20 protein-coding genes, 2 rRNA genes and 2 riboswitches are annotated in these 23514 nt (G+C 67.5%); of the genes, 6 read left to right on the top strand and 16 right to left on the bottom strand.

The features are described 5' to 3' along the window. Nucleotides 1-22 precede the first annotated feature (22 nt). Nucleotides 23-2900, top strand: a 23S ribosomal RNA gene (locus tag QRD43_RS05795). Nucleotides 2901-3062: 162 nt separating this feature from the next. Then, nucleotides 3063-3175, top strand: a 5S ribosomal RNA gene (gene rrf / locus QRD43_RS05800). A 149-nt stretch (nt 3176-3324) separates the two neighbouring features. On the opposite strand, the gene QRD43_RS05805 is transcribed toward rrf, so the two are convergent. The 3 genes from QRD43_RS05805 to QRD43_RS05815 are packed head-to-tail and all read right to left on the bottom strand — an operon-like array spanning nt 3325 to nt 6812. After that, on the bottom strand, nt 3325-4257 hold the full coding sequence (locus QRD43_RS05805) for an MBL fold metallo-hydrolase (protein ID WP_285981549.1): 933 nt from the start codon (nt 4255-4257) through the stop codon (nt 3325-3327). Between the two features lie 42 nt (nt 4258-4299). After that, entirely contained in the window at nt 4300-6021 is a 1722-nt protein-coding gene (locus QRD43_RS05810) for a long-chain-fatty-acid--CoA ligase (RefSeq protein ID WP_285981550.1), read from the bottom strand. Nucleotides 6022-6080: 59 nt separating this feature from the next. Beyond that, nucleotides 6081-6812 carry a DUF8198 family protein gene (locus QRD43_RS05815; protein ID WP_285981551.1) on the bottom strand — a complete coding sequence of 244 codons (732 nt, stop codon included), beginning with the start codon at nt 6810-6812 and terminating at the stop codon, nt 6081-6083. 97 nt (nt 6813-6909) lie between these two features. Here QRD43_RS05815 and QRD43_RS05820 point away from each other — a divergent pair, with 97 nt between their 5' ends. Next, the gene (locus tag QRD43_RS05820) at nt 6910-7815 is read left to right on the top strand and encodes an esterase/lipase family protein (RefSeq protein ID WP_285981552.1); all 906 of its coding nucleotides are present in this window, start codon (nt 6910-6912) and stop codon (nt 7813-7815) included. 144 nt (nt 7816-7959) lie between these two features. Here QRD43_RS05820 and hppD read toward each other — a convergent pair whose 3' ends face one another. Next, complete coding sequence (hppD, locus tag QRD43_RS05825; RefSeq protein ID WP_285981553.1) at nt 7960-9084, bottom strand: 4-hydroxyphenylpyruvate dioxygenase; 1125 nt, start codon at nt 9082-9084, stop codon at nt 7960-7962. 122 nt (nt 9085-9206) lie between these two features. On the opposite strand from hppD, the gene QRD43_RS05830 reads away from it, so the two are divergent. Continuing rightward, nucleotides 9207-9689 carry an Lrp/AsnC family transcriptional regulator gene (locus QRD43_RS05830; RefSeq protein WP_285981554.1) on the top strand — a complete coding sequence of 161 codons (483 nt, stop codon included), beginning with the start codon at nt 9207-9209 and terminating at the stop codon, nt 9687-9689. A gap of 14 nt (nt 9690-9703) precedes the next feature. Here the strand turns inward: QRD43_RS05830 and QRD43_RS05835 are convergent, their stop codons facing one another. The 7 genes from QRD43_RS05835 to QRD43_RS05865 all read right to left on the bottom strand — a co-directional run bounded on the left by QRD43_RS05835 (nt 9704) and on the right by QRD43_RS05865 (nt 16600). After that, nucleotides 9704-10333: a methyltransferase domain-containing protein gene (locus QRD43_RS05835; RefSeq protein WP_285981555.1), complete on the bottom strand. Its 630-nt coding sequence runs from the start codon at nt 10331-10333 to the stop codon at nt 9704-9706. Continuing rightward, nucleotides 10333-11223 (bottom strand): HDOD domain-containing protein, encoded by an 891-nt coding sequence (locus QRD43_RS05840; protein ID WP_285981556.1) that lies wholly within the window; start codon nt 11221-11223, stop codon nt 10333-10335. The genes QRD43_RS05835 and QRD43_RS05840 overlap by 1 nt, the downstream gene beginning before the upstream one ends. A 102-nt stretch (nt 11224-11325) precedes the next feature. Further along, nucleotides 11326-11577: a hypothetical protein gene (locus QRD43_RS05845; RefSeq protein ID WP_285981557.1), complete on the bottom strand. Its 252-nt coding sequence runs from the start codon at nt 11575-11577 to the stop codon at nt 11326-11328. A 48-nt stretch (nt 11578-11625) separates the two neighbouring features. Then, a complete protein-coding gene (locus tag QRD43_RS05850) occupies nt 11626-11817 on the bottom strand; it encodes a hypothetical protein (RefSeq protein WP_285981558.1) in 192 nt (63 codons plus the stop codon). A gap of 641 nt (nt 11818-12458) precedes the next feature. Further along, nucleotides 12459-13043 carry a hypothetical protein gene (locus tag QRD43_RS05855; protein WP_285981559.1) on the bottom strand — a complete coding sequence of 195 codons (585 nt, stop codon included), beginning with the start codon at nt 13041-13043 and terminating at the stop codon, nt 12459-12461. A gap of 56 nt (nt 13044-13099) precedes the next feature. Next, nucleotides 13100-15199 carry an elongation factor G gene (gene fusA, locus QRD43_RS05860; protein ID WP_285981560.1) on the bottom strand — a complete coding sequence of 700 codons (2100 nt, stop codon included), beginning with the start codon at nt 15197-15199 and terminating at the stop codon, nt 13100-13102. Nucleotides 15200-15301: 102 nt separating this feature from the next. Continuing rightward, nucleotides 15302-16600, bottom strand: coding sequence for a D-amino acid dehydrogenase (locus tag QRD43_RS05865; protein WP_285981561.1), 1299 nt, complete (start codon nt 16598-16600; stop codon nt 15302-15304). 88 nt (nt 16601-16688) lie between these two features. Next, nucleotides 16689-16805, bottom strand: a riboswitch (glycine riboswitch). Between the two features lies 1 nt (nt 16806). Further along, a riboswitch (glycine riboswitch) is annotated at nt 16807-16910 on the bottom strand. Between the two features lie 140 nt (nt 16911-17050). On the opposite strand from QRD43_RS05865, the gene QRD43_RS05870 reads away from it, so the two are divergent. After that, nucleotides 17051-17965: a DUF2785 domain-containing protein gene (locus QRD43_RS05870; RefSeq protein WP_285981562.1), complete on the top strand. Its 915-nt coding sequence runs from the start codon at nt 17051-17053 to the stop codon at nt 17963-17965. Between the two features lie 75 nt (nt 17966-18040). Then, nucleotides 18041-19204, top strand: coding sequence for a PQQ-dependent sugar dehydrogenase (locus tag QRD43_RS05875; RefSeq protein WP_285981563.1), 1164 nt, complete (start codon nt 18041-18043; stop codon nt 19202-19204). 14 nt (nt 19205-19218) lie between these two features. On the opposite strand, the gene QRD43_RS05880 is transcribed toward QRD43_RS05875, so the two are convergent. From QRD43_RS05880 to QRD43_RS05900, 5 genes are all read right to left on the bottom strand, one after another. Beyond that, a complete protein-coding gene (locus QRD43_RS05880; RefSeq protein WP_285981564.1) occupies nt 19219-19425 on the bottom strand; it encodes a hypothetical protein in 207 nt (68 codons plus the stop codon). Continuing rightward, the gene (locus QRD43_RS05885) at nt 19422-19877 is read right to left on the bottom strand and encodes a methyl-accepting chemotaxis protein (protein WP_285981565.1); all 456 of its coding nucleotides are present in this window, start codon (nt 19875-19877) and stop codon (nt 19422-19424) included. Before QRD43_RS05885 ends, QRD43_RS05880 begins: the two co-directional genes overlap by 4 nt. Next, entirely contained in the window at nt 19798-20442 is a 645-nt protein-coding gene (locus QRD43_RS05890) for a GNAT family N-acetyltransferase (RefSeq protein WP_285981566.1), read from the bottom strand. The genes QRD43_RS05885 and QRD43_RS05890 overlap by 80 nt, the downstream gene beginning before the upstream one ends. Before the next feature lie 101 nt (nt 20443-20543). Further along, nucleotides 20544-21758: a GGDEF domain-containing protein gene (locus QRD43_RS05895; protein WP_285981567.1), complete on the bottom strand. Its 1215-nt coding sequence runs from the start codon at nt 21756-21758 to the stop codon at nt 20544-20546. A gap of 97 nt (nt 21759-21855) precedes the next feature. Next, on the bottom strand, nt 21856-23412 hold the full coding sequence (locus tag QRD43_RS05900) for an AMP nucleosidase (protein WP_285981568.1): 1557 nt from the start codon (nt 23410-23412) through the stop codon (nt 21856-21858). Nucleotides 23413-23514 lie beyond the last annotated feature (102 nt).

The following is a 23514-nucleotide window of genomic DNA, read 5'->3' on the forward strand; positions in this document are numbered from 1 at the left end:
TCGCAAGATGTCAAAGTTATAGGGTCAAGTGACTAAGTGCATGTGGTGGATGCCTTGGCGATTACAGGCGACGAAGGACGTGATAGCCTGCGATAAGCTTCGGGGAGCTGGCAAATTAGCTTTGATCCGGAGATTTCCGAATGGGGAAACCCACCTCGCAAGAGGTAACTCTGACTGAATACATAGGTCATTGTGGCGAACCGGGTGAACTGAAACATCTCAGTAGCTCGAGGAAAAGACATCAACCGAGATTCCGAAAGTAGTGGCGAGCGAAATCGGAGTAGCCCTCGTGTTTTAGCAGTTGGCATATCAGAACGGAATGGAAAGTCCGGCCACAGCGGGTGATAGCCCCGTATGAAAAATGTCGATTGTGGAACTAGGCACGAATAGAGTAGGGCGGGACACGTGAAATCCTGTCTGAACATGGGGGGACCATCCTCCAAGGCTAAATACTCGTAATCGACCGATAGTGAACAAGTACCGTGAGGGAAAGGCGAAAAGAACCCCGGGAGGGGAGTGAAATAGATCCTGAAACCGCATGCATACAAAAAGTAGGAGCCCGAAAGGGTGACTGCGTACCTTTTGTATAATGGGTCAGCGACTTACATTCAGTGGCAAGGTTAACCGAATAGGGAAGCCGTAGAGAAATCGAGTCCGAATAGGGCGTTCAGTCGCTGGGTGTAGACCCGAAACCAAGTGATCTATCCATGGCCAGGATGAAGGTACCGTAACAGGTGCTGGAGGTCCGAACCGACTAGTGTTGCAAAACTAGCGGATGAGCTGTGGATAGGGGTGAAAGGCTAAACAAACTTGGAAATAGCTGGTTCTCTCCGAAAACTATTTAGGTAGTGCCTCAAGTATTACCATCGGGGGTAGAGCACTGTTTAGGCTAGGGGGTCATGGCGACTTACCAAACCTTGGCAAACTCCGAATACCGATGAGTACAGCTTGGGAGACAGAGCACCGGGTGCTAACGTCCGGACTCAAGAGGGAAACAACCCAGACCGCCAGCTAAGGTCCCTAAAATTGGCTAAGTGGGAAACGAAGTGGGAAGGCTAAAACAGTCAGGATGTTGGCTTAGAAGCAGCCATCATTTAAAGAAAGCGTAATAGCTCACTGATCGAGTCGTCCTGCGCGGAAGATGTAACGGGGCTAAGCCAGTTACCGAAGCTGCGGATTTGCACGCAAGTGCAAGTGGTAGGAGAGCGTTCTGTAAGCCTGTGAAGGTGGGTTGTGAAGCCTGCTGGAGGTATCAGAAGTGCGAATGCTGACATGAGTAGCGTTAAAGGGGGTGAAAAGCCCCCTCGCCGTAAGCGCAAGGTTTCCTACGCAACGTTCATCGGCGTAGGGTGAGTCGGCCCCTAAGGCGAGGCAGAGATGCGTAGCTGATGGGAAACAGGTCAATATTCCTGTACCGATCAATAGTGCGATGTGGGGACGGAGAAGGTTAGCTCAGCCGGGTGTTGGATGTCCCGGTTCAAGCCTGTAGTCGTGCCTGGTAGGCAAATCCGCCGGGCTTAGATGAGGGGTGATAACGAGTCTGCTTGCAGACGAAGTGAGTGATACCCTGCTTCCAGGAAAAGCCACTAAGCTTCAGCTATTGACGACCGTACCGCAAACCGACACTGGTGCGCGAGATGAGTATTCTAAGGCGCTTGAGAGAACTCTGGAGAAGGAACTCGGCAAATTGACACCGTAACTTCGGAAGAAGGTGTGCCTTTATTAGGTGAAGTTGTACAAACGGAGCTGAATGAGGCCGCAGAGAATCGGTGGCTGCAACTGTTTATTAAAAACACAGCACTCTGCAAAGACGAAAGTCGACGTATAGGGTGTGACTCCTGCCCGGTGCTGGAAGATTAAATGATGGGGTGCAAGCTCTTGACTGAAGTCCCAGTAAACGGCGGCCGTAACTATAACGGTCCTAAGGTAGCGAAATTCCTTGTCGGGTAAGTTCCGACCTGCACGAATGGAGTAATGATGGCCACACTGTCTCCTCCAGAGACTCAGCGAAGTTGAAATGTTTGTGATGATGCAATCTCCCCGCGGAAAGACGGAAAGACCCCATGAACCTTTACTGTAGCTTTACATTGGACTTTGAACAGATCTGTGTAGGATAGGTGGGAGGCTTTGAAACCTGGTCGCTAGATCAGGTGGAGCCGACGTTGAAATACCACCCTGGTGTGTTTGAGGTTCTAACCTTGGCCCGTTATCCGGGTTGGGGACAGTGTATGGTGGGCAGTTTGACTGGGGCGGTCTCCTCCCAAATCGTAACGGAGGAGTTCGAAGGTACGCTAGGCACGGTCGGAAATCGTGCTGATAGTGCATAGGCATAAGCGTGCTTGACTGCGAGACTGACAAGTCGAGCAGGTACGAAAGTAGGACTAAGTGATCCGGTGGTTCTGTATGGAAGGGCCATCGCTCAACGGATAAAAGGTACTCTGGGGATAACAGGCTGATACCGCCCAAGAGTTCATATCGACGGCGGTGTTTGGCACCTCGATGTCGGCTCATCTCATCCTGGGGCTGTAGCCGGTCCCAAGGGTATGGCTGTTCGCCATTTAAAGAGGTACGTGAGCTGGGTTTAAAACGTCGTGAGACAGTTTGGTCCCTATCTTCCGTGGGCGCTGCAAGATTGAGAGAGCCTGCTCCTAGTACGAGAGGACCGGAGTGGACGCACCTCTGGTGTACCGGTTGTCACGCCAGTGGCATCGCCGGGTAGCTATGTGCGGAAGAGATAACCGCTGAAAGCATCTAAGCGGGAAACTCGTCTCAAGATGAGTCTTGCCGGGGCCTTGAGCCCCCTGAAGAGTCGTTCGAGACCAGGACGTTGATAGGCTGGGTGTGGAAGCGCAGTAATGCGTTAAGCTAACCAGTACTAATTGCTCGTGAGGCTTGACCCTATAACTTTGACTTCATAGTCGAAGTGGACGGTATTCAAGTTAAGTCGTTCTTCAGAAGTCTGAAGACGCAATCAAATACAGCTGATTCACGCAGAACAAGCTTCTGCAGACTCTACGAATTGGGCATGCTGCTCACAAAAGCAGCAGGCCAAAAAGTTTAAGCCTGATGACCATAGCGACTTGGTCCCACTCCTTCCCATCCCGAACAGGACAGTGAAACGAGTCAGCGCCGATGATAGTGCGGATTCCCGTGTGAAAGTAGGTCATCGTCAGGCTAATATCCCGCCAAACCCCCGGTCCCGCAAGGATCGGGGGTTTTGCTTTTGGGGTATCCGAATCGCGCCTCCTTGATTGGCGGGTACAAGCTGTATACGTCCGCCGCTGGCATCCCGTCGCGCCAGCCAATGCGGCCTTCGGCGCAGCGTCAGCCCCTCAGCCGCACGCCCGCCTCGTCCGCGGCCACCTGGCCCGTCTTGGTCAGACCCACCACCAGGCCCTGCGCCCAGCGTGCTGCGTCTGGCTCGCCGGCCTGTTCTCGTAGCCGAGTCTGGACGGGCGTCTCTGCCAGCCAGGTCTGCAACTCGGGCCATGTCCGCTGCCGCCACTCCAGCAGGTGGTACATGAGCAGCGCCTTGGCCGCATGCAGTGCATGACGCACGGGTTCTGACCGGAAATAGGCGAGACGGCTGCGCGACTCCTGCAGCGCGGCCGCGAGGTCCGAAAACTGAGGCCCATGCCCCGGCAGGACACGGCGCGGGCTGAGCGCCTGAATCAAATCCAGGGTTTGCTCAACCTCATCGAAGGCCGCGCCCAAGGCAGCTTGTGGCGCAATTTCTGGAAAGACGATGCCGAACCCGCGCTCCCACAGGGCGTCGGCCGAGATCATCAGGCCCAATCGGGGCTCAAACAGCAGCACAGACGCAGGATCATGCCCTGGTGCTGCATGGACGTGCCACTGCATCGTGCCCTGCTCGACGGTGTCGCCGGGCTGCAGGCGGGCATGCGGCGTGAATCGCTCACAACGCTGTCCGGTGTCGCGGAAGGTCAGTGCCGCTTCGTTCCATTGCTCGGCCGCCTCGAATTCCGCCGGCGGTATCCAGAGGGGGCAGCCATATCGCGCCTGCAGCTGCGCGTTGCCGCCGCAGTGATCGGAGTGCAGGTGCGTGTTCAGCAAGGCGCGGGGGGCCGTGTGCCCATGCTCCAGCAGCTGCTGCTCGACCAGCGCCAGCGTCTGCTGCGCGTGGCTCGCGTATCCGGTGTCGATCACGAGGGGGCCCCTCGTGTCACCTCCCAGGACAATCATGTTGGCGGAGAGCCAGCCTCGCTCGATGAACTGGACCTGCGGGTGGTCGCTCATGTGCCACGGCCTTCCAAGGCCCGAGTCCGCACCAGGGCGCGCTCAGCTGCGGAGCTCTCGCCTGAGGATCTTGCCGACATTGCTCTTGGGCAGTTCATCCCGGAATTCGATGTACTTGGGGCGTTTGTAGGCCGTGAGTTGGGCGTGGCAGTGCTGGGCGAGGTCCTCTTCAGCCAAAGAAGGATCCCGCTTCACCACGAACAGTTTGACCGCCTCCCCTGACTTGGCATCCGGCACGCCGACGGCCGCGCACTCCAGGACGCCGGGGTGCAGGGTCACGACCTGCTCGATCTCTGTGGGGTACACATTGAAGCCCGACACGAGAATCATGTCCTTCTTGCGATCGACGATACGCACATAGCCTTGCTCGTCCATGACGCCGATGTCGCCACTCTTGAAGTAGCCGTCGGGCCAGAAGACCTGGGCGGTCTCTTCCGGGCGGTTCCAGTAGCCGGCCATCACCTGCGGGCCGCGGATGCAGATCTCGCCGCGCTCCCCCAGCGGCACGTCGCGACCTTCGTCATCGCGGATGGCAATCTCGGTATTGGGAATGGGCAGGCCGATGGACCCATTGAATTGGCGCACGTCCAGGCGATTCACCGTGGCGACCGGTGAGGTCTCTGACAGCCCGTAGCCCTCGACCACCGGACAGCCGGTGATGCGCAGCCATTGCTCGGCAGTCGCCTGCTGCACCGCCATGCCACCACCGTTGGAGATCACCAGCTCCGAAAAGTCCAGTCGCGCAAAGGCGGGCTCGTTGGCCAGGGCGTTGAAGAGCGTGTTGACCGCCGGGAACATGTGCACGCGGTACTGCTGCAAGGTGCGGATGAAGCCCGGAATGTCCCGCGGATTCGGGATGAGCAGGTTCATCATCCCCTGGCGCGCGCCCAGCATGTAGCAGGCCGTCAGTGCGAAGATGTGATACAGCGGCAGCGCGCACACGACCGTCAGCTGCTTGCCCGCCACACGCTGAAGCATGGGCGTGAACCAGGCCTCGCTCTGCAGGATGTTCGCCACCACTTGTCGATGCTGCAGCGTGGCGCCCTTGGACACCCCGGTCGTGCCGCCGGTGTACTGAAGGAAGGCCACGTCATCGGGGCCGAGGCTCACGGGCTGCAACGCGCGCGTGCGGCCCGCGGCGAGTGCGGGGTTGAAGCGGACGACCGTCCGCCCTTCGCCCAGCGGCAGGCGGAACTCCTTCACCATCTTGCGCAGATGGCGCACCGCAAAGTTGACCAGCGGCCCGCGCCACCATCCCAGCAGATCGCCGAGCGAGGCCAGCACCACATGCTGCACCGGGGACTCGGCGATGACCTCCTCGAGCGTGGCGGCGAAGTTCTCCAGCACCAGGATGGCCTGGGCGCCGCTGTCCTTGAGCTGGTGGGCCAGTTCGCGTGGCGTATAGAGCGGATTGACGTTCACCACGACCATGCCCGCGCGCAGGATGCCGGCGATGGCCACCATGTACTGCAGCACATTGGGCATCATGATGGCGACCCGAGCGCCCTTGGGCAGCCCGAGGCCCTGCAGATAGCACGCCAGGGCACGGGACATCTCGTCCAGGGCCCGGTAGCTCAGCCGCTGATCCATGCAGACCGCGGCGTCGCGATCGGCAAAGTTGCGGAACGATTCCTCCAGCAACTCCACCAGGGAGCGATAGCTGTCGACAGCGATCCGGGCGGGCACCTCCGGCGGATAGGACTTCAGCCAGGGCTTGGCCTGGGCCGTGGACGGCAGGCCGGGGGACTCAAGCACAGCACTCATGGCGGACGGCACTCCTCGCGGGGAACTCGCCGCATGGTGAGTGGCGCGCCGGCTGGCGGCTAGGGGAGTTGCCCTAGCACGGCGTCGCGTGGGTGACAGTCGACGCCCACGGTTTCGGCGGCGTCGAACAGTGCAGCTGCCAGATCCTCCTCGCGCTGGCGGACGGTGCCGAGGAAGTGTTGGGCGCCCTTCATGGACTTGAAGGTGTCGAAGCCTTGCTCCAGAAAGTGCTGGAGTTCCGCGAGCCCGGCCGCGACGGCCGGGCCTCGCATCATGCGCAGGGCCTGACGGAGCAGCGGCTTGCGGGTGAGTTCATCGAGCGACGCGCCGACGGCCAGGGTCTGGTCGATCTGCTGCTGCCGCTTGTCACGCTGGCCAACGGCACGCCAGGCCGCCTGGTAGGTCGCGGCGTTCAGCGGGGCGCCATCGAGCGCCACGGCCATCTCGCCGTCGAGCTTTTCCGACAGCGCATGCAGCTCCGCCAGGTGCGCCACGGTCTGCACCACCTGCTCGGGAAACAGCCGGACCAGGGCCGGGACCACACGGGCGAACTGGGCGTCGCGCCGCGTGAAGTCACCCGGGCCGTACAGCTCCTCCAGGAAGAACTGCGCAGCCGGCGCATACCGGGGCGTCGCGAGCAGGTCGGCATAGGTGTGCGCGAAGCGCTGCTGCTGATAGCGCTTCAGGGCCTGCACCGCCTTGTCCAGCGACGGCGCGGCCCGACGGCGCTCACGCTCCTGCTCGACGTCCTGCAGATGCCGGAGGATGTGGGATTCCAAGACATGGGCCATGGCGGATGGGTCAAGCTCGACGGCAGATTGTCCGCCTACACTGCCCCGACTTGGCTAGTGCGGAGACTCGAATGAGATCGCAGGGAGACGCTCCACGATGAGCAACGCAAGACAGCAGCAACTGTTGATCCTCGTCCGCCTGCTCATGGGAGTCTTGCTCGCCCTGTGGGGCTATCGCCACTGGGGCGCGCCGGGAGCCTTGCTGATGGGAGGGGTGGGCCTCTTTGGCTGGGTGCTCCTGGTCCTGCCGGCGTTCCTGCTGGTGCGGCGTCTGCCCCGGCCAGACGGCCAGCCCATGCCCACGCTAGGGCAGTGCTTGCATGCCGCCGCGCGCGAGTGGTGGGCCTACGAGCGGGTCTTCTCTTGGCAGCAGCCTTGGCGTGAGTCCGCCGTGCCTGACCGCTGTCCGCCGGGCGCGCGGGGGCGGCGCGGCGTGCTGCTGCTGCATGGCTTCCGTTGCAATCGCGGCCTGTGGCAAGGGTGGGCGCGTCGGCTGGACGAGGAGGGCGTGCCGCACGTGGCGCTGAGCCTCTCGCCGCCGTTCGCCTCCATCGATGCCTATGCCGAGCAGATCGAGGCCGCCGTACGCGCGCTGGAAGCAGCCACGGGGCAGCCCCCTGTCGTGGTGGCGCACAGCATGGGCGGGCTGGCCTTGCGGGCCTGGCGCCGGGCCACGCAGTCGCCGCCCGCCCGCCTGCACCATGTCTTCACCCTCGGCACGCCGCATGCTGGCACGCTGATGGCGCAGCTGTCCGGCGCGGTCAATGCGAGGCAGATGCGGGCGCGGTCCGAGTGGCTCCAGGCGCTGGCCGAGTCGGAGTCGGTGAGCTGGTGGCGCCAGTTCACCTGCGTCTACAGCTGCTGTGACCAGGTGGTGTGTCCGTCCGTCCTGGCCGTGCTGCCGGAGGCCCGCACGCTCTTCGTGCCTGCGGCCGGGCATCTGCAGCTGGTGTTCGAGCCAGCCGTCATGGCTGCCGTGATGGGCAGCGTCTGCGAGCGCTGAGTCCGTTCGCGGCCGATGTGAGAACGCCCGGGAGAGCCCGGGCGTTCTCATGTCTGGATCACGGCGAGGCCTCACCCAGCCCCAGCGCTGGCATGCGCTGGGTCCTTCGGCCCGCGTCGCACAAGCCGCAGGGCTTGTGCTCGGTCAGGCCTCAGCCTTCAGCACGCCGCGGCGGATCTGGTCGAGTTCGATGCTCTCGAACAGCGCCTGGAAGTTGCCCTCGCCAAACCCCTCGTTGCCCTTGCGCTGGATGATCTCGAAGAAGATCGGCCCGATGACTTCCTTGGTGAAGATCTGCAGCAGCAGTTCGTTCGGAGCGCCCTGGTGCGTGGCCCCGTCGATCAGGATGCGCAGGCGCTTGAGCTCGGCCATGTCCTCGCCGTGCGCCGGCAGGCGCTTGTTGACCAGGTCGTAATAGGTCTCGATGGTGTCCTGGAACTCGACGCCCGTGGACTTCATGCCCTCGACGGACTTGTAGATCTGGTTCGTGCCCAGCGCGACGTGCTGGATGCCCTCGCCGTGGTACAGGTCCAGGTACTCGGCGATCTGGCTCTTGTCGTCGCTGCTCTCGTTGATGGGAATGCGGATCTTGCCGCAGGGGCTGGTCATGGCCTTGGACTTCAGGCCGGTCAGCTTGCCTTCGATGTCGAAATAGCGGACCTCACGGAAGTTGAACAGGCGCTCGTAGAAGTCCGCCCATTCCTTCATGCGGCCCCGGAAGACGTTGTGGGTCAGGTGGTCGATGTAGGTCAGGCCATGGCCTTCCTGGGCAGACGCCACCGGCTGGCCGTCGGCGTCCAGCAGGGGTACGAAGTCGACGTCATAGATGCTGATGTTGCCGATGGCGCCAGGCTGGGCGCCATCCTTGCCCTGCCAGCGGTCCACGAGGTAAATCAGGGAGTCGCCGATGCCCTTGATGGCCGGGATGTTCAGCTCCATCGGGCCGGTCTTGTTGTCGAAGCCCCAGGCGCCCTGTTCCAGCGCGCGCTGGTAGGCGAAGGCCGCATCCTTGACGCGGAAGGCGATGGCGCAGATGGACGGGCCGTGCATGCGCGCAAAGCGCTGGGCGAAGGAGTCCGTCTCGGCATTGATGATGAAGTTGACGTCGCCCTGGCGGTACAGGGTCACGTCCTTCTGGCGGTGCTTGGCGACCGCCTTGAAACCCATGGTCTCGAACAGGCGGCCCAGTGCGGCGGGATCAGGGGCGGCAAACTCGATGAACTCGAAGCCGTCGGTGCCCATGGGGTTGTCCCAAGGAGTAAAAGCCATACACGCCTCCTGGCGGAAAGTTTTGCGATAGCGCAAAACTGTACGAGGATGGGCCCGCAGGATTCATGCGATCTTGCGAAGGGCTCTTCGTTCACGCGCAAGAAAGCTGCAAGAATGCGAATATGGACAAGGAAAGTCAGCTCGATGCCATCGACCGGCGCATTTTGAGGGCGCTGCAGGTTGACGGGCGCGTCACCTACGACGCCCTCGCGTCACAGGTGAACCTGTCGGCGTCGGCCGTGCTGCGGCGCGTGCGGCGGCTGGAGGAGATCGGCGTCGTCTCGGCCTATGTGGCGTTGGTCAATCCGGAGGCCGTCGGCCTGGGGCTCACGGCCTACATCAACGTCCGCCTGGAGAAGCACACGGAGTCGCACAAGCGCAACCCGATGGACCTGTTCCGCGCGGCGGTGCAGACCTGGCCCGAGGTGGTCGAGTGCTCCGCCCTGACGGGGGACATGGACTACCTGCTGCGGGTGCTGGTCGAGGACATGGCGCACTACTCGCGCTTCATCACCGAGACGCTGCTCAAGCACCCCAGCGTGCAGGACTGCAAGACCAGCTTTGTGCTGGACCGCCTCAAGAACACGACGGCGCTGCCGCTCTGACGTCGGGCAGCGCCTCAGCGCCGCCGCAAGGCCACGGCCAGCTCCTGCCAGCCTTGTTCATGCGCCGTCGCGGCGTAGGGCGGGGCGGGCCAGTCCCACAGCGTGGAGGGGAACAGCGCACGCATGGCATTGATGTCGCCGTGATACGGGGGACCTTCGACCATACCCCCGCCCGCGCTCTCACGCCGGGCCTGCATGAACAGCGCCAGCAGCAGCCCACCCGGGCGCAGCCAGAGGGCGAGCTGGGCGGCATAGCGCTGCCAGTGGTCGGGGTGCAGGGCGCACAGGCAGGTCTGCTCATAGACCACGTCCGGCACCTCCGCCTCGGCGGGCTGCCAGTCCAGCACGTCGGCCTGCTCCACCGCGACGGGCGGGGCGTCGCCGAGCCCAGCGGCCCTCACGCGGGCGCGGGCCTGCTCGACAGCGGCGGGCGCGTAGTCCAGGCCGCGCACCTGGAGGCCCCGTCCGGCGAGCACGACCAGCTCATGCCCGCTGCCGCAGCCCGGCACCAGGACGCGCTGCCCGGCGCGCAGGACGCCGGCCGCCAGCCACGCCTGCAGCTGAGGATGTGGTGCGCCCCGGTCCCAGGGCGTCTGCCCGCGTTCGAACCGTTGCTGCCAGAAATCGAGGGTGGGACCTGCCATCAGGCCATCTTAGACGGCCCGGCAGCCGGGCGCGCGTCAGAGATGTCCAGCTCCCGCAGCAGATGCAGGGTGTGCGTGGGCCCCAGGGTGAGGAGCTCGCCGATCTCCCGCAGGTCGTCCGGCACGGCCGGGTTCTCCCAGCTGTCCGCAGTGTGGCGGGCCAGTCGAACCGCCAGGCGCACGCACTGCACCTGAGGGTCGTTGCCGCGCTTGTCGTCCGTGCAGTGGGCCAACAGCTCCGGCAGGCGCCAGGCATGCATGAGGCTCTGCTCCAGATCGCCGAGCTCGATGTTGAGCACTTCCTTCTGGGCGGTGACGCTGCGTGTGCCGGGCTGGGACGCCAGGCGCCATTGCACCTTCTGCGCCAGGTCCGGCGCGTGGCACCACAGCAGCATCTCGGCAAAGTCGTGCAGCAGGGCGGCGCTGTGGATGATGGCGGCATCCGGGTCCAGGCGGTGGGCCGCGAAGCCCAGCGCAAATCGGGCGGCACGGTCGGCCCGGCGCATGACGCGCATCAGCCCGCCATAGGCGCCGGGCAGCGCCGAGAGGCGCTCCTCGACCGTCGGCTGCGGGCCGAAGTAGGCGAAGAAGGGCGTGATGCCCATCAGCACGAGGGCCGCGGTGACCGTCTCGGCATCGGCCAGCAGGCGGCTGGACCGATGGGCCGAGGCGAAGCGCAGCACCTTGAGCGTCATGAGCGGGTCGGTGGCCAGCCCTTCGCCGATGCTGTGGGCATCGACGGCGTCCTCGTTAGCACGCCAGAGCTCGAGCTGTTCGGCTGTCGAGGCCAGGACAGGGATCTCCGCCTCCCGGAAATACGCAGTCCACCGGCTCAAGTCCAGGAAGGGCTTGGTCAGCGGGGTGAACGGGAGGTTCGGCGAGTGGTCCATCGCAAGCCATAGCGTAGGCGCTTTCGTCGAGTATCGGCAATGCCGGTGCCAACTTGAGCGCCAGGCCGCCCACGGCGAGCAACAAAGTGAGGAGGAATTGCCTCATCGGATCCTCCCCTCGCCGGGCCAGCCGCCCAGACGTTCGCCATCGAAATGGACGCTGCCGATCGGGTCGCCCGCGCGGCGGCGGGGGCGGCCCTCGTGCGCCATGGAGGGCGTGGGCTCCTGTGCGGCCGCTTCACGGCGTGCAGGCGGCGCGCTCAGCCATTGCGTCACACGGCGCAGGAGGGCGGAGAGATGGTCGGTGGTGCTGCTGACGACGCTGAGGCGCGACGTCTTGATGATCTTTTGCATGGTGGTGCTCCCTCGGGCCTCGCGCCGGAAGGCGGCGAGGCCTGCGATTCACGGGCTGCGTTCGTCAGGACGCAGACGGCGGACTTCCAGGGCCAGGTCTTGCTTGGCACGCTGGCGCTCGGCGGCGCGGTCAGCCTGGTGGCGGCCGGCCTGACGCATCAGGGCCGGTGCCACCAGGGGATTGCGCGGCTTTCGTGCCTGCAGCGATAGCTGCGGGCGAGGGGCGGTGAACTGGGACATATCACTTTCCTTGGCGCTTCGCGGGCAGTGCGAGGGGCGCAGATGAGAACAGGGCACGGCGGACGGACCATGGCGCGGCCGGGCCGGCAGCGTGGGCTGCGGCATCGGGCGGGCACGAGGGCCGGCGACGGAACGGAACGGAACGCGGCGGACAGGCGACCGGCGCACGCAATGGGTTCTTGCGGCACAGGCCTTGCCGACGCACGGCAGGGGCACGGAATCTGCCGCCGGCGTGCAAGGCGCACGCCTGGGACTCAGCGAAGCAGGCGTCGGCCCGGGTTCGGCGGTGACGCGGCGCTCGTGAGAGCCTGGCTGGCAGGGGCAGAAAGGGTTGTGTGACTCGCCCCGGGCGGCCGGCCACTGCAGGAGCTGGCGATGCCGGAGGGCAGAGGTTTCATCGCGGTGAACCCGTTCGCGACTTGCTCAAATGATAAACGATTGATTATCTTGCGCAAGTGCTTTTTATCTCTGATGCAAAGCAAGAACGCCGCTTGTGCGCGTGTCGCATGGTGAGGGCGATGGCCGTGCAGCGACGGAGATGCCCCTGGGCATGGGCCTTGCAAGGCAGAGGGGCGGGCGTCGCGCAGCGTGGCGCGCGGAGGTCGGGCCCTCGGCGGCCAAGGCGGCCGCCGTGTCCCTGATTAACGCTTCTTGGGCTTGAGCGGGGCAATGCCCCGCTGCAGGCGGCGCCAGTCGTCCAGGTCGCTGGGGGCGGGGGCGGCCGGGCTGGCCGCGCCGGGGCGCACGGGCGACGGGGCGCTGCCCCGGCCGGGCGCGGCCTTCGGGGGCGGCGCTGCGGCGGGGCTCTCCGGCGTCAGCACTTCGCCCAGCAGGTCCAGCAGGCGCGTGCGGGCGCGTTGAGGGTGACGCCGGTAGTAGGTCAGGACGAGGCCAAGAATGAAGCGCTCGTCATCATCCTTGGGCTCCAGCGGGGCCGCCTCGCCAGCGGGCGTGGCGGCTGCGCCGTGTTCCAGGTCCATCCAGCCGGTGGGCTTGTGGCACAGCTGCTCGAACTGACGCGCGAGGCGCTCGCCGATCTGGCGGGAGCGGCTCTTGATCTGGCTCCAGTAGCTGGGCTGGATCTGCAAGCGCTCCGCGAAACGCCGCTCCAGGCCGCGCAAAGCGGCGGCATCGGGGTGCTTGATGGTGGCAGCGACGAACTCTTCAAACAGGATCATCGCGTTGTCCAGCCGGACCTGTGCGACGTCCCGGGCAGCGGAACACATGTCGCCATGATAAAGCCTTGTTCACCAGCGCCGGTGAACGGCGCCCGGCATCCTGGCTATTCCTCCTCGTCCCGCGGCTGGTGGGCGGCCACCAGCTGCGTCTGCAGACTGGGCGGCACGAGCTCGTAATGAGACAGGCTGACGGTGTAGCGCCCCTGGCCGCTGGTCAGCGCGTTGAGGCGCGTCTGGTAGCTGCTCAGCTCGGCCAGCGGCGCCAGGCCCTGGATGCTGATGCTGCCCGGCACCGGATTGCCCGTCCCCAGCACCTGGCCGCGGCGCGAGGCGAGGTCGCCCGTGATGTCCCCCATCGTCGCGGCGGGCGCGAGGATCTCGACCTGCACGATGGGCTCCAGCACCTGCGGCCGCGCCTCCTTCACGGCGGCGATGAGGGCCTTGCGCCCGGCCGTCACGAAGGCGATCTCCTTGGAGTCGACGGCATGGTGCTTGCCGTCGAACACCACCACGCGCAGGTCCACCAGCGGGAAGCCGGCGATCACGCCCTGCGCCAGGGCCTGGCGCACGCCCTTCTCGACGGCCGGCATGAACACGCCGGGAATCGTGCCGCCTTTGACCTCGTCGCGGAACTCGAAGCCCGCGCCGCGCTCCAGGGGTTCGATGCGCAGCCACACCTCGCCGAACTGCCCCGCGCCGCCGCTCTGCTTCTTGTGGCGGTGGTGGCCCTCGGACAGCGTCGAGATGGTCTCGCGATAGGCCACCCGCGGCGGCTGCGTCACGACCTCGCCCTTGTAGGTCTCGCGCAGGCGCTCCAGCAGCACGCGCAGGTGCAGCTCGCCAAGGCCGTAGACCAGCGTCTCGTTCGTCTGCGCCGCATGGTCCAGGCGCAGGCACGGGTCTTCGTCGACCAGGCGCTTCAGCTGGTCCCACAGGCGCTGCTCGTCGCCATGGCGGGCGGGGCTGATGGCCAGGCCGTGCACCGGCTCCGGGAAGGGCAGCGGCGCGAGGTGCAGATGCTCGTCCTCCTGCGCGTCGTGCAGGACGGCGTCGTAGTGCAGCTCGTCCAGCTTGGCGAGGGCACAGATATCGCCCGGCAGCGCGTGCTCGACCTCCACGTGCTCCTTGCCGCGCAGCATGAAGAGGTGGCTTACACGCACGGGCTTGCGCGCATGGCCCACGTAGAGCTGCGCGTTGCGCCGCAGCGTGCCCTGGTGCACACGCAGCAGCGCCAGCTTGCCGAGGTAGGGGTCGGCCTGGATCTTGAAGATGTGGGCCAGCACGTGGCGATCGGCGTCGGGCAGCGGCTGCAGCGGCCGGGCGTCCGGTCCCTCGCCTTCGAGGAACTGCGGGGGATTGGCCTCGCCCGGGTGGGGCAGCAGCCGGGCGATGGCCTCCAGCAGCTCGGGCACGCCGACGCCGGACTTCGCCGCCGTGAAGCACACGGGGATGAGGTGCCCCTCGCGCAGGGCCTGCTCCAGCGGCGCGTGCAGGTCGGTGGCCGGGACATCGCCCTCGTTCAGGTAGCGGTCCACAAACTCGCCGTCCACCTCCACCACCTGCTCCACGAGCGCGCGGTGCGCCTCTGCCACGGCGCCGAAGTCGCTGTCGCCCTCCCGCTGGAAGAAGCAGTCCGACACCCGCGTGCCACCGCCGGCCGGCAGGTTCAGCGGCAGGCACTCGCGGCCCAGCCGCTCCTGCAGCAGCGCCAGCAGCCCGGGCAGGTCGACCTCGGGGGCGTCGATCTTGTTGATGACGATGAGGCGCGTGCGCTGCCGTTGCGCGGCCACCTCCATCAAGCGCGTGGCCATCAGCTCCAGCCCCGCCTGCGCGTTGATCACGAGCACGGCGCTTTCGACGGCCTCCAGCGCGGGAAGGGCCTGCCCGATGAAGTCGGGGGCGCCGGGCGTGTCGAGCACATGCAGGCGCAGGCCCTGCCAGTCCAGGTGCACGGCGCTGGTCTGCAGCGAGTGCTGCATGCGGCGCTCCAGCGGCTCGTGGTCGCTGACGGTGTTGCCCTTCTCGACGGACCCCGCCTGCTTGATGACTCCCGCCTGCAGCAGCAGGGCCTCGCACAGCGTGGTCTTGCCGCTGCCTGCGGGGCCGACCAGGGCCAGGGTGCGCAGGCGCTGCAGACGGGAATCCTGCGCGCTGCCGGACAAGCCGGAGGCAGCGCCTCCTGCGGGTGAAGGGCTGGAGGCCATGGCGTGCTCCTTGAGGTCGGGACCGATGCACAAATGCCGTGGCAGGAGCCTAGGGCAAGGCATGGCCCCGCACAAGGGGGCGGGCACAAGGTCCGTGCGGCCTCAGGCGTAGCGCCAGTGGCCGTCCTGCATCTGCTCCTGCGTGGCGGCCGTGAAGGCGTAGTCCAGCGCCGGGCGGCGGCCGTCCACGATGTCAGCGATCGCGGCGCCCGAGCCGCAGGCATGCGTCCAGCCCAGCGTGCCGTGCCCCGTGTTCAGGTAGACGTTGGGCACGTGGCTCGCGCCGATGTAGGGCAGATTGGACGGCGTGGCCGGGCGCAGGCCGGTCCAGTACTGCGCGCCGCGGCCGTCCGTCATGGCGGGGAAGAGCTCGCGCGTGCGGCGCACGATGGCCTCGCAGCGCGTGAGGTTCAGCTCGGTGCTGTAGCCGTTGAGCTCGGCGGTGCCGGCGATGCGCAGGCGATCGCCCAGACGCGAGAAGACCAGCTTGTACTCGTCGTCCGTGAGCGAGACCTGGTAGCTGTGCTCGGGCGAGATCACCGGCAATGTCACCGAGTAGCCCTTGGCCGGATAGATGTTCAGGTGGATGCCCAGCTCGCGCGCCAGGCCGCGGCTGAAGCTGCCCATGCACAGCACGAAGCGGTCGGCGGACAGGCGCTGCACGACGCCGGCCGCATCGGCGCAGATCACGCGGCTGATGCCGGCTTCGCGGCTGCCTTCGAGGCCGAGGATGCGTGTGTCGTAGGCGAAGCGCACGCCCGCCTCGAGGCACTTCGCTGCGAGGGCCTGCGTGAACCGGTGCGCGTCGCCGGACTCGTCGCTGGGCGTCATCGAGCCGCCGACGATCTGCTGGCGGCACTGCGCGAGCGCAGGCTCGATGGCCACGCACTCGTCGGGCGTCTTCATGTCCAGCTCGCATCCCTGCTCACGCATGATGCGGGCCGGCTCCTGGGCGGCGGCGTACTCGGCCTCACTCGTGTAGAAGTGCAGGATGCCCTGCGTGCGCTGGTCGTACTGCAGGCCCAGCTGCTGGCGCAGCTCGCGCAGCTGATCGCGGCTGTAGAGGCCCAGCTGGACGATGTTGCGGATGTTGTGCGCCGTGCGGCCCGGCGTGCATTCCCGCAGGAACTGCAGACCCCAGCGCCACTGCGCCCAGTCGGCGCGCAGGCGGAACAGCAGGGGCGCGTCCTCCTTCATCAGCCATTTGAGGACCTTCAGCGGGGCGCCCGGGTTCGCCCAGGGCTCGGCATGGGAGACGGAGATCTGCCCGCCGTTGGCGAAGCTGGTCTCCAGGCCCGCGGCGGGCTGGCGGTCGATGACGGTGACTTCATGGCCGGCGCGGCGCAGAAACCAGGCGGTGGTGATGCCGGTGACGCCGGCGCCCAGGACGATGACATGCATGCGGAACTCTCGATGGTCAGAGGGTTGAACGCGCAGGCGTGCATGACTCGGGCAGGGGAAGTGCCAAAGAGAGCGTGCGCCTGTGCGCGCCGCTCCCGCTGTCCTCGGTACCTGAGAGATTCAGCCGCATCACGACGGGTGCGGCCTTGCTCCTTCGGCGGAGTCCGGGCGGTGGGCCCTGGACTCACTCTCCAGCATTCGGCTTGGTCATGGATCCAGTACGGGGCCTGAGCGAGTATGGGAGCTTGCGCCTTCGGCGGCCGATGCGCAGCGGGTTTCCCTGCGGCCGGCACTCTCCTGAATCCGGAACGCAGTGTACGTGCCTCCCGGCCGCCGCCGCAAGCGGGGCGCTGCCCATGCCCTTGTGCATGGCGGGCAAGCCCGCTGGCGACGCTCCCCGGAGCCACCGAAGATGCAGGGCACACGAAGCCCATCCCCCAGGAGATGCCCATGCGCCGCCCCTCGCCGCCCCGCTGCCGTCCCGCTGCCTGGATGGCAGCGCTCCTCCTGACGCTGGGGGCCTCGACCATGGCTGCCTGCCCGTCGGAACGGGCGGGGTCGCCACCGGACGCCGCGACGCTGCGGGCCTGGGCCGCCGATGCCACCGTGCCGTCGTCGCGCTTCGAGCAACTCGCCCCTGAGCTGGCGGACTGCCTGGCGTCTCCGGATCCGCAGTGGCGAGATGCGATGGGCTTCGAGGTGCTGTCCGCGTGGATGCGGGCGGGGCGCCTGCCGCCGGTCACGCTGCGGCGCCTGCGCGACCGCTGGCTGGCCGTGCTGCAGGGACCGGACGATGCCGAGGGCTTCCACGCCCCCTTTGCCGCCCTGGCGTTGTCGGAGGTGGCCCGTGTCGACCGCGTTCAGCCCTTCCTGAGCGACGAGGAGCGGCAGGCGCTGCGTGAGGCGGGCATCGCCTGGCTGGTCCGGTGGCGTGACTATCGCGCCCATGACGACGTGCAGGGCTGGCGGCACGGCGTGGCCCACGGGGCGGATCTGCTGATGCAGCTGTCGATCGCCCCGACCCTCCCCGCTGACGGGGCGGCGCGCGTCCTGGAGGCCCTGGGCAGCCAGGTCCTGGCGCACGGGCAGGTGGCCTACCTGCACGGCGAAGGCGAGCGCCTGGCGCGGGCCGCGCGCTTCGCCCTGCTGCGCAGCGGCTGGCGTGCCGCGCAGGTCCAGGGCTGGCTGGACGGCCTCCTCGCGCCCACGGCGGGCACGGGTCTGGACGAGCACCGGCTGCGCCTGCTCCACAACGCCCGGCAGTTCCTCTGGCCGCTGTACGTGATGCTGCAGGAGCAGCCCGATGCAGGACTGCGCGAACGCAGCCTGGGCGCCGTGCGGCAGGCGCTGGCCCGCCTCGATTGACGCGGGCCACAGCTGCTTACAGCCCTGCGGCGAGGGGCGCCGTAGACTGGGCCGTCCTGGAGCAGGAGAGCGCCCATGAGTGCCTGGCAGCCCACGTCCGTCGTCCTGATGGCTGCCGTCCTCGCCGCCTGTGGTGGCGGGGGCGGCGATTCGAATGCGAGTCCCGCACCGACACCAACACCAACGCCAACGCCAACGCCCCAGCTCACGACCCTGCGCGCGGACCTGGGCAGCCCCTGGTCGCTCGCGGTGCTGCCGGACGGCCGCCTGCTCGTGACTCAGCGCAGCGGCGGCCTGCTGCGGCTGAGCGCCGACGGGCGGCAGATGGAGCCGATCTTCGGTCTGCCGGCCGTCGATGCCGCCGGGCAGGGCGGGCTGCTCGACATCGCCCTGGATCCGGACTTCAGCCAGAACGGTTTCCTCTATCTCAGCTTCAGCGAGCCTGGCACGGGCAGCGAGTCTGGCCGCAGCGGCACGGCCGTCTTCAAGGCGAGGTTGCAGGGCGCGGCGCTGGTCGAGGGGCAGGTCATCTTTCGCCAGACACCGAAAGTCAGCGGCGCCGGCCACTACGGATCGCGCCTCGTCTTCTCGCGCGACAAGACCCTGTTCGTGACGCTGGGTGAGCGCCAGCAGGGCAGTCCGGCGCAGGACCTGGGCAAGACGCTGGGCAAGGTCGTGCGCATCGCCCGCGACGGCAGCATGCCCCCCGACAACCCGGCCCTGGGCCCCGGCGCTGCGCCGGGGATCTACTCGCTGGGCCACCGCAATCCCCAGGGCGCGGCCTTGCATCCCCAGACCGGCGAGCTGTGGGTCAGCGAGCACGGACCGCAGGGGGGCGACGAGATCAACCGCATCGTGCCGGGCGGCAACTACGGTTGGCCCGTGCGCAGCTACGGCTGCAACTACGGCGACCCGGTGGGCGATGCCTGCCGCATCGGCGGCGGCACGCATGCGCCGGCGTATCTCGAGCCGCTGACCTACTGGGTGCCGATCTCCGTGGCGCCGGCCGGCCTGCTGTTCTACACCGGCGCCATGTTCCCCGAGTGGCAGGGCCAGCTCTTCTCGGGCAGCTTGGCGGGGCAGGCGCTGTGGCGGCTGCGGCTGTCCGGCACGACGGTGCTGGAGCGGACGGCCCTGTACGGCAACCTCGGTGAGCGCTTCCGCGATGTGCGGCAGGCCCCCGACGGCGCCCTGCTGCTGCTCACCGACAGCGGCAAATTGCTGCGCCTCTACCGCTGAAGGGTGCGCCTGCGTCAGGGTGACGTGAGCTGGAACAACGCCGTGCTGTCGTAGAGCGCCTGTACCGATCGCGTCAGCCCGACAGCGGCAGCGGACGCCTCGACGAGCGAGGCGCTCGGCGATGTCGTCGGGCCCAGCCGCGGGATGGCCTGGCCGCTCTCGCCGAAGGTGGTCGCCTGCGCGCGCGTGGCGCCGGAGATTCCGGAGGCGATCTGCGTCACGCGCTGCGCCCCTCGCGGGCCCCGCCCGTCGCCGCCACCGGCCGTCCACCGGCCGCCACGCGCTCCGCGGACGCACGGCTCCATGCCTTGACCTCGCGTCCCTCGCTGGCCATCACGGCAAAGCCGCGGCCCGGCTCAATGCCCCGTGCGGCCATCACGGCGGCGTTCAGCGTCAGGAGGTGGGAATGGAGGGCCATGCCGTCGAACACGCCGGCGATGGCGCCGACCCGTGCCGAGCGGCCCGCGGGATCTCGCCCAGCGTCGCCGCCTCGCGCGCCAGCGTGCCGCCGCGTTCGGCCACGTGCGCCGCGGACGGCGCCAGACCGTCCGCCCGGGGCGGCGCGCCGATTCAGGCGAGGGGCAGGGCGGGCGTCACAGCGTCTTGTAGAGCACGGCCGCCGAGTGCAGTCGGCCTTCGGCGCAGACGCTGTGCTCGGGGATGGCGCCGGCACGCTGCCATCCGAGGTGCGTGTAGACCGCCTCGGCCTGCGAGTCCGCCGGGGCCTCCAGCACCAGCAGCCGGCGCGCCTGGCGCAGGGCGGTGCACTCCAGCGTCGCCATCAGCTGGCTGGCGATGCCGCGGCCGCGCTCCTGGCTGTGCACCATCAGGCGCTGGACTTCCCCGCGGTGGTGCGCATTGGACTGCTGCGGCAGGGCCAGCTGCACCGCGCCCTGCAGCGGGCCGTTGCCGTCGCCCTCGCAGGCGATCCAGAGGTGATGGTGGCTGCCCAGGCGGGCATAGACGCTGTGCCAGTAGTCCATGGCCTGGTAGCGGGACAGCGGGGCCAGGAAGCCGAGCGAGGCGCCGTGGTGGACGCTGTCGATCAGGAGGTCGGCCAGCGCCGGCAGCCACTGCAGGTCCCTTGAGCCCAGGGCCCGGACCTTCACCGCCCCACGCTGCCGCACCTGCCCCACCACGCGCAGGCGGGCGGCGGCACCGGGCGTCTGCGGCGCGACGAGCGGCACACGGGCGGGGGCGGCAGGGGTGTAGGCGAAGGGGGCGTCAAAGGCTTGCATGGTGCTGCGCTCCTGAGTTCAGGTCAGCCCGTCGGGTGGACAGGGTCGCCTTGAATCAAGCAAGCAGCGTGCCAGCGACGGATGGCCGCGTGGTGTCGGTCTCAGGCCGGCTGTTCGGCAGGGGTCCAGCCCGGCTCGTCGCACAGGCGGCCCCGGCCGCTGCGCTTGGCCTCGTACAGGGCGGCGTCGGCGCGGCGCATCATGTCCTCGACGCTGCGATCCCCGGGGCGCAGCAGGGCCCAGCCGGCGCTGAAGTCCAGTGCAAAACCCAGCTCCGACATGGTGCAGGCCTGCAGTTGCGCACGCAGGCGTGCATCCATGGCGCGCGGGCCGGTGTGGTCGCTGCGGGCCAGCAGCACGCAGAATTCCTCGCCACCCACCCGCCCGGCCAGATCACCCACGCGCAGCACCTGCTGCACGCAGCGCGCGAACAGGGCGAGCGCGCGGTCGCCGCCCTCGTGGCCGTGCTCGTCGTTGACCTTCTTGAAGAAGTCGAGGTCCAGCATGACGAGGCACAGCGGCTCCCCATGCCGGCGGGCCAGGGCGATCTGCTCCTCGGAGCGCGCACCGAAGGCGCGCCGGTTGGCCAGGCCCGTCAGCGCGTCCGTCTGGGCCTGGCGCTGCAGGTGGTGTTCGGTCTCGCCGCGCCAGGCCACGAGGATGGCCAGCACGCTCACCAGCAGCATGACGTGCGAGCCCAGGATGATGGCCTGCGTGAGCCCGGCCTGCCAGCTCGGCTCGTGCCCCAAGCAGTGCAGCGCAGCGCGCACCAGCACCACGCCGGCCATCACGCAGAAGCCCACGCCCAGCAGCGCACGCCAGGCGCGGTCCTTGTGCTCGACGGGGGGCGAGTGGCGGGCCTCCAGCGCGGGCGCCTGCGCTTCGCGGGGCCACGAGCAGGCGAGCGCCAGCGCCAGCATCTGGACCGCCAGACCCAGGCCCGACCAGCCGACGGCGAAGTTGTCGGCACCGGTGCCGTCGAGCAGCGAGGCCATGGCGAGCACCACCGGCGCGGCCATCATGGCCCAGCGCCCGGGACGCCGGCCCAGCCAGTCCCGCAGGGCCAGCCACAGGGCGCTGAGGCTGCCACTGACGCACAGCATGCCGATGAAGCCGCCCACGGAGTTCCCGATGGGGGCGGTGTAGGCCTGGCGCAGCCACAGGGCCATCCAGCCCAGGCTCTGCAGCGCGATGTAGCCCTGTGCGAAGCGCGCGGCGCGGCTCACCGGCGTGCCCATCAGCAGGGGCAGCATCACCATGAGACTCAGCAGTTCCAGCAGGAGCAGACTGAGCAGCGTGGAGGTGTCCAGGGCCATGGGGTCGCGTCTTGCTTAGGGATGTCCCCCATTGTGGGGCTGCCTGCACCCAAATGTCACGTGGCGCGGCCGCTCGTGCACCGCCACGCGACACTGCCTACTGGAACGCCACCTCGGCGAAGCTGCGCAGCTTGCGGCTGTGCAGCTGGCCCATGGGGCCGGCGCGCAGCAGTTCGATGGCTCGCAGGCCGATGCGCAGGTGCTGGTCCACGCGTTCCCGGTAGAACTGATTGGCCATGCCGGGCAGCTTGATCTCGCCGTGCAGCGGCTTGTCCGACACGCACAGCAAGGTGCCGTAGGGCACGCGGAAGCGGAAGCCGTTGGCGGCGAGGGTGGCGCTTTCCATGTCCAGCGCGATGGCGCGGCTCTGGCTGAAGCGCCGTTCGGGGCCGCCCTGGTGATGGCTGGGCAGCAGCTCCCAGTTGCGGTTGTCGGTGGAGGCGACCGTGCCGGTGCGCAGGATGCGCTTGAGCTCGAAGCCCGAGAGCTGCGTGACCTCGGCCACCGCCTTTTCCAGCGCGACCTGCACCTCGGCCAGCGGCGGGATGGGCACCCACAGCGGCAGCTCCTCGTCCAGCACGTGGTCCTCGCGCACGTAGCCGTGGGCGAGGACGTAGTCGCCGAGCTGCTGGCTGTTGCGCAGCCCCGCGCAGTGGCCCAGCATCAGCCAGCAGTGCGGGCGCAGCACGGCGATGTGGTCGCTCATCGTCTTGGCATTCGCCGGCCCCACGCCGATGTTGACCATGGTGATGCCGCCCGCGTCGCGCCGCAGGAGGTGGTAGGCCGGCATCTGCGGCAGGCGGGGCGGCTGCTGGCCCGGCGTGAGCGCGGCGAACTCGGCCTCGCAGCCCACGCGGGCCGTCCAGACGTTGCCGGGCTCGACGAAGCCGATGCAGTCGTCCAGCGCGTGCGGCGCGGCGGGGTCCGGCGCGGCCTGCATCAGCGAGCGGCCGAGGCGCACGAATTCGTCGATGTAGAACTGGTAGTTGGTGAAAAGGACGAAGTTCTGGAAGTGCTCGGGCGAGCAGCCGGTGTAGTGGCGCAGGCGGTGCAGCGAGTAGTCCACGCGGGGCGCCGTGAACAGCGACAGCGGCTCGGGCTCGCCCGGCGCCGGCTCGTGCGTGCCGTTGGCGATGCCGTCGTCCATCGCGGCGAGGTCGGGCAGGTCGAAGCACTCGCGCAGCAGCAGGCGTCGCGCGGGCGGGAGCTCGCCCTCCAGGTGATCGTGCTCGCTCAGCGCGAAGTGCAGCGGAATGGGCGCGCTGCTGGTGCCGATCTCCAGCGCGGTGCCATGGTTGCGAAGCAGCAGCGCGAACTGCTCGCGGTAGTAGCGGGCGAAGAGGTCAGGGCGGGTCAGCGTGGTCTCGTAGACGCCGGGGCCGGCGACGAAGCCGTAGGCCAGGCGCGAGTCGCCCCGGGTCAGGCGTTCGCTGCGCAGCCGCACAAAGGGGTAGCAGGCCCGCACGCGGCCGACGTCCTCGCCCTGCAGGAAGCGCTGCAGGGCGCTGCGCAGGTGCTGCACGCCTTGCTCGTAGATGAGGCGGACCTGCGCCCACGCGGCCTCGGCGTCCTCGAAGCGGACGGGCGCGGTGAAGGGGCCGGCGGCCGGGGCGAGGGCGTTGGAACGGGCGGGGGCGGCGCTGGCTTTCTTCATGGGCACTCCTTGCGGGCATTGTGGCGTGGAATGCGTATCCGTTCTCCCATGAAAAAGGCCAGCCCGAAGGCTGGCCTGGCGTGCCGGTCCCGCCGGTGTGCG

The organism is Roseateles subflavus (genome assembly GCF_030285365.1).
GTDB lineage: Bacteria > Pseudomonadota > Gammaproteobacteria > Burkholderiales > Burkholderiaceae_C > Roseateles_B > Roseateles_B subflavus.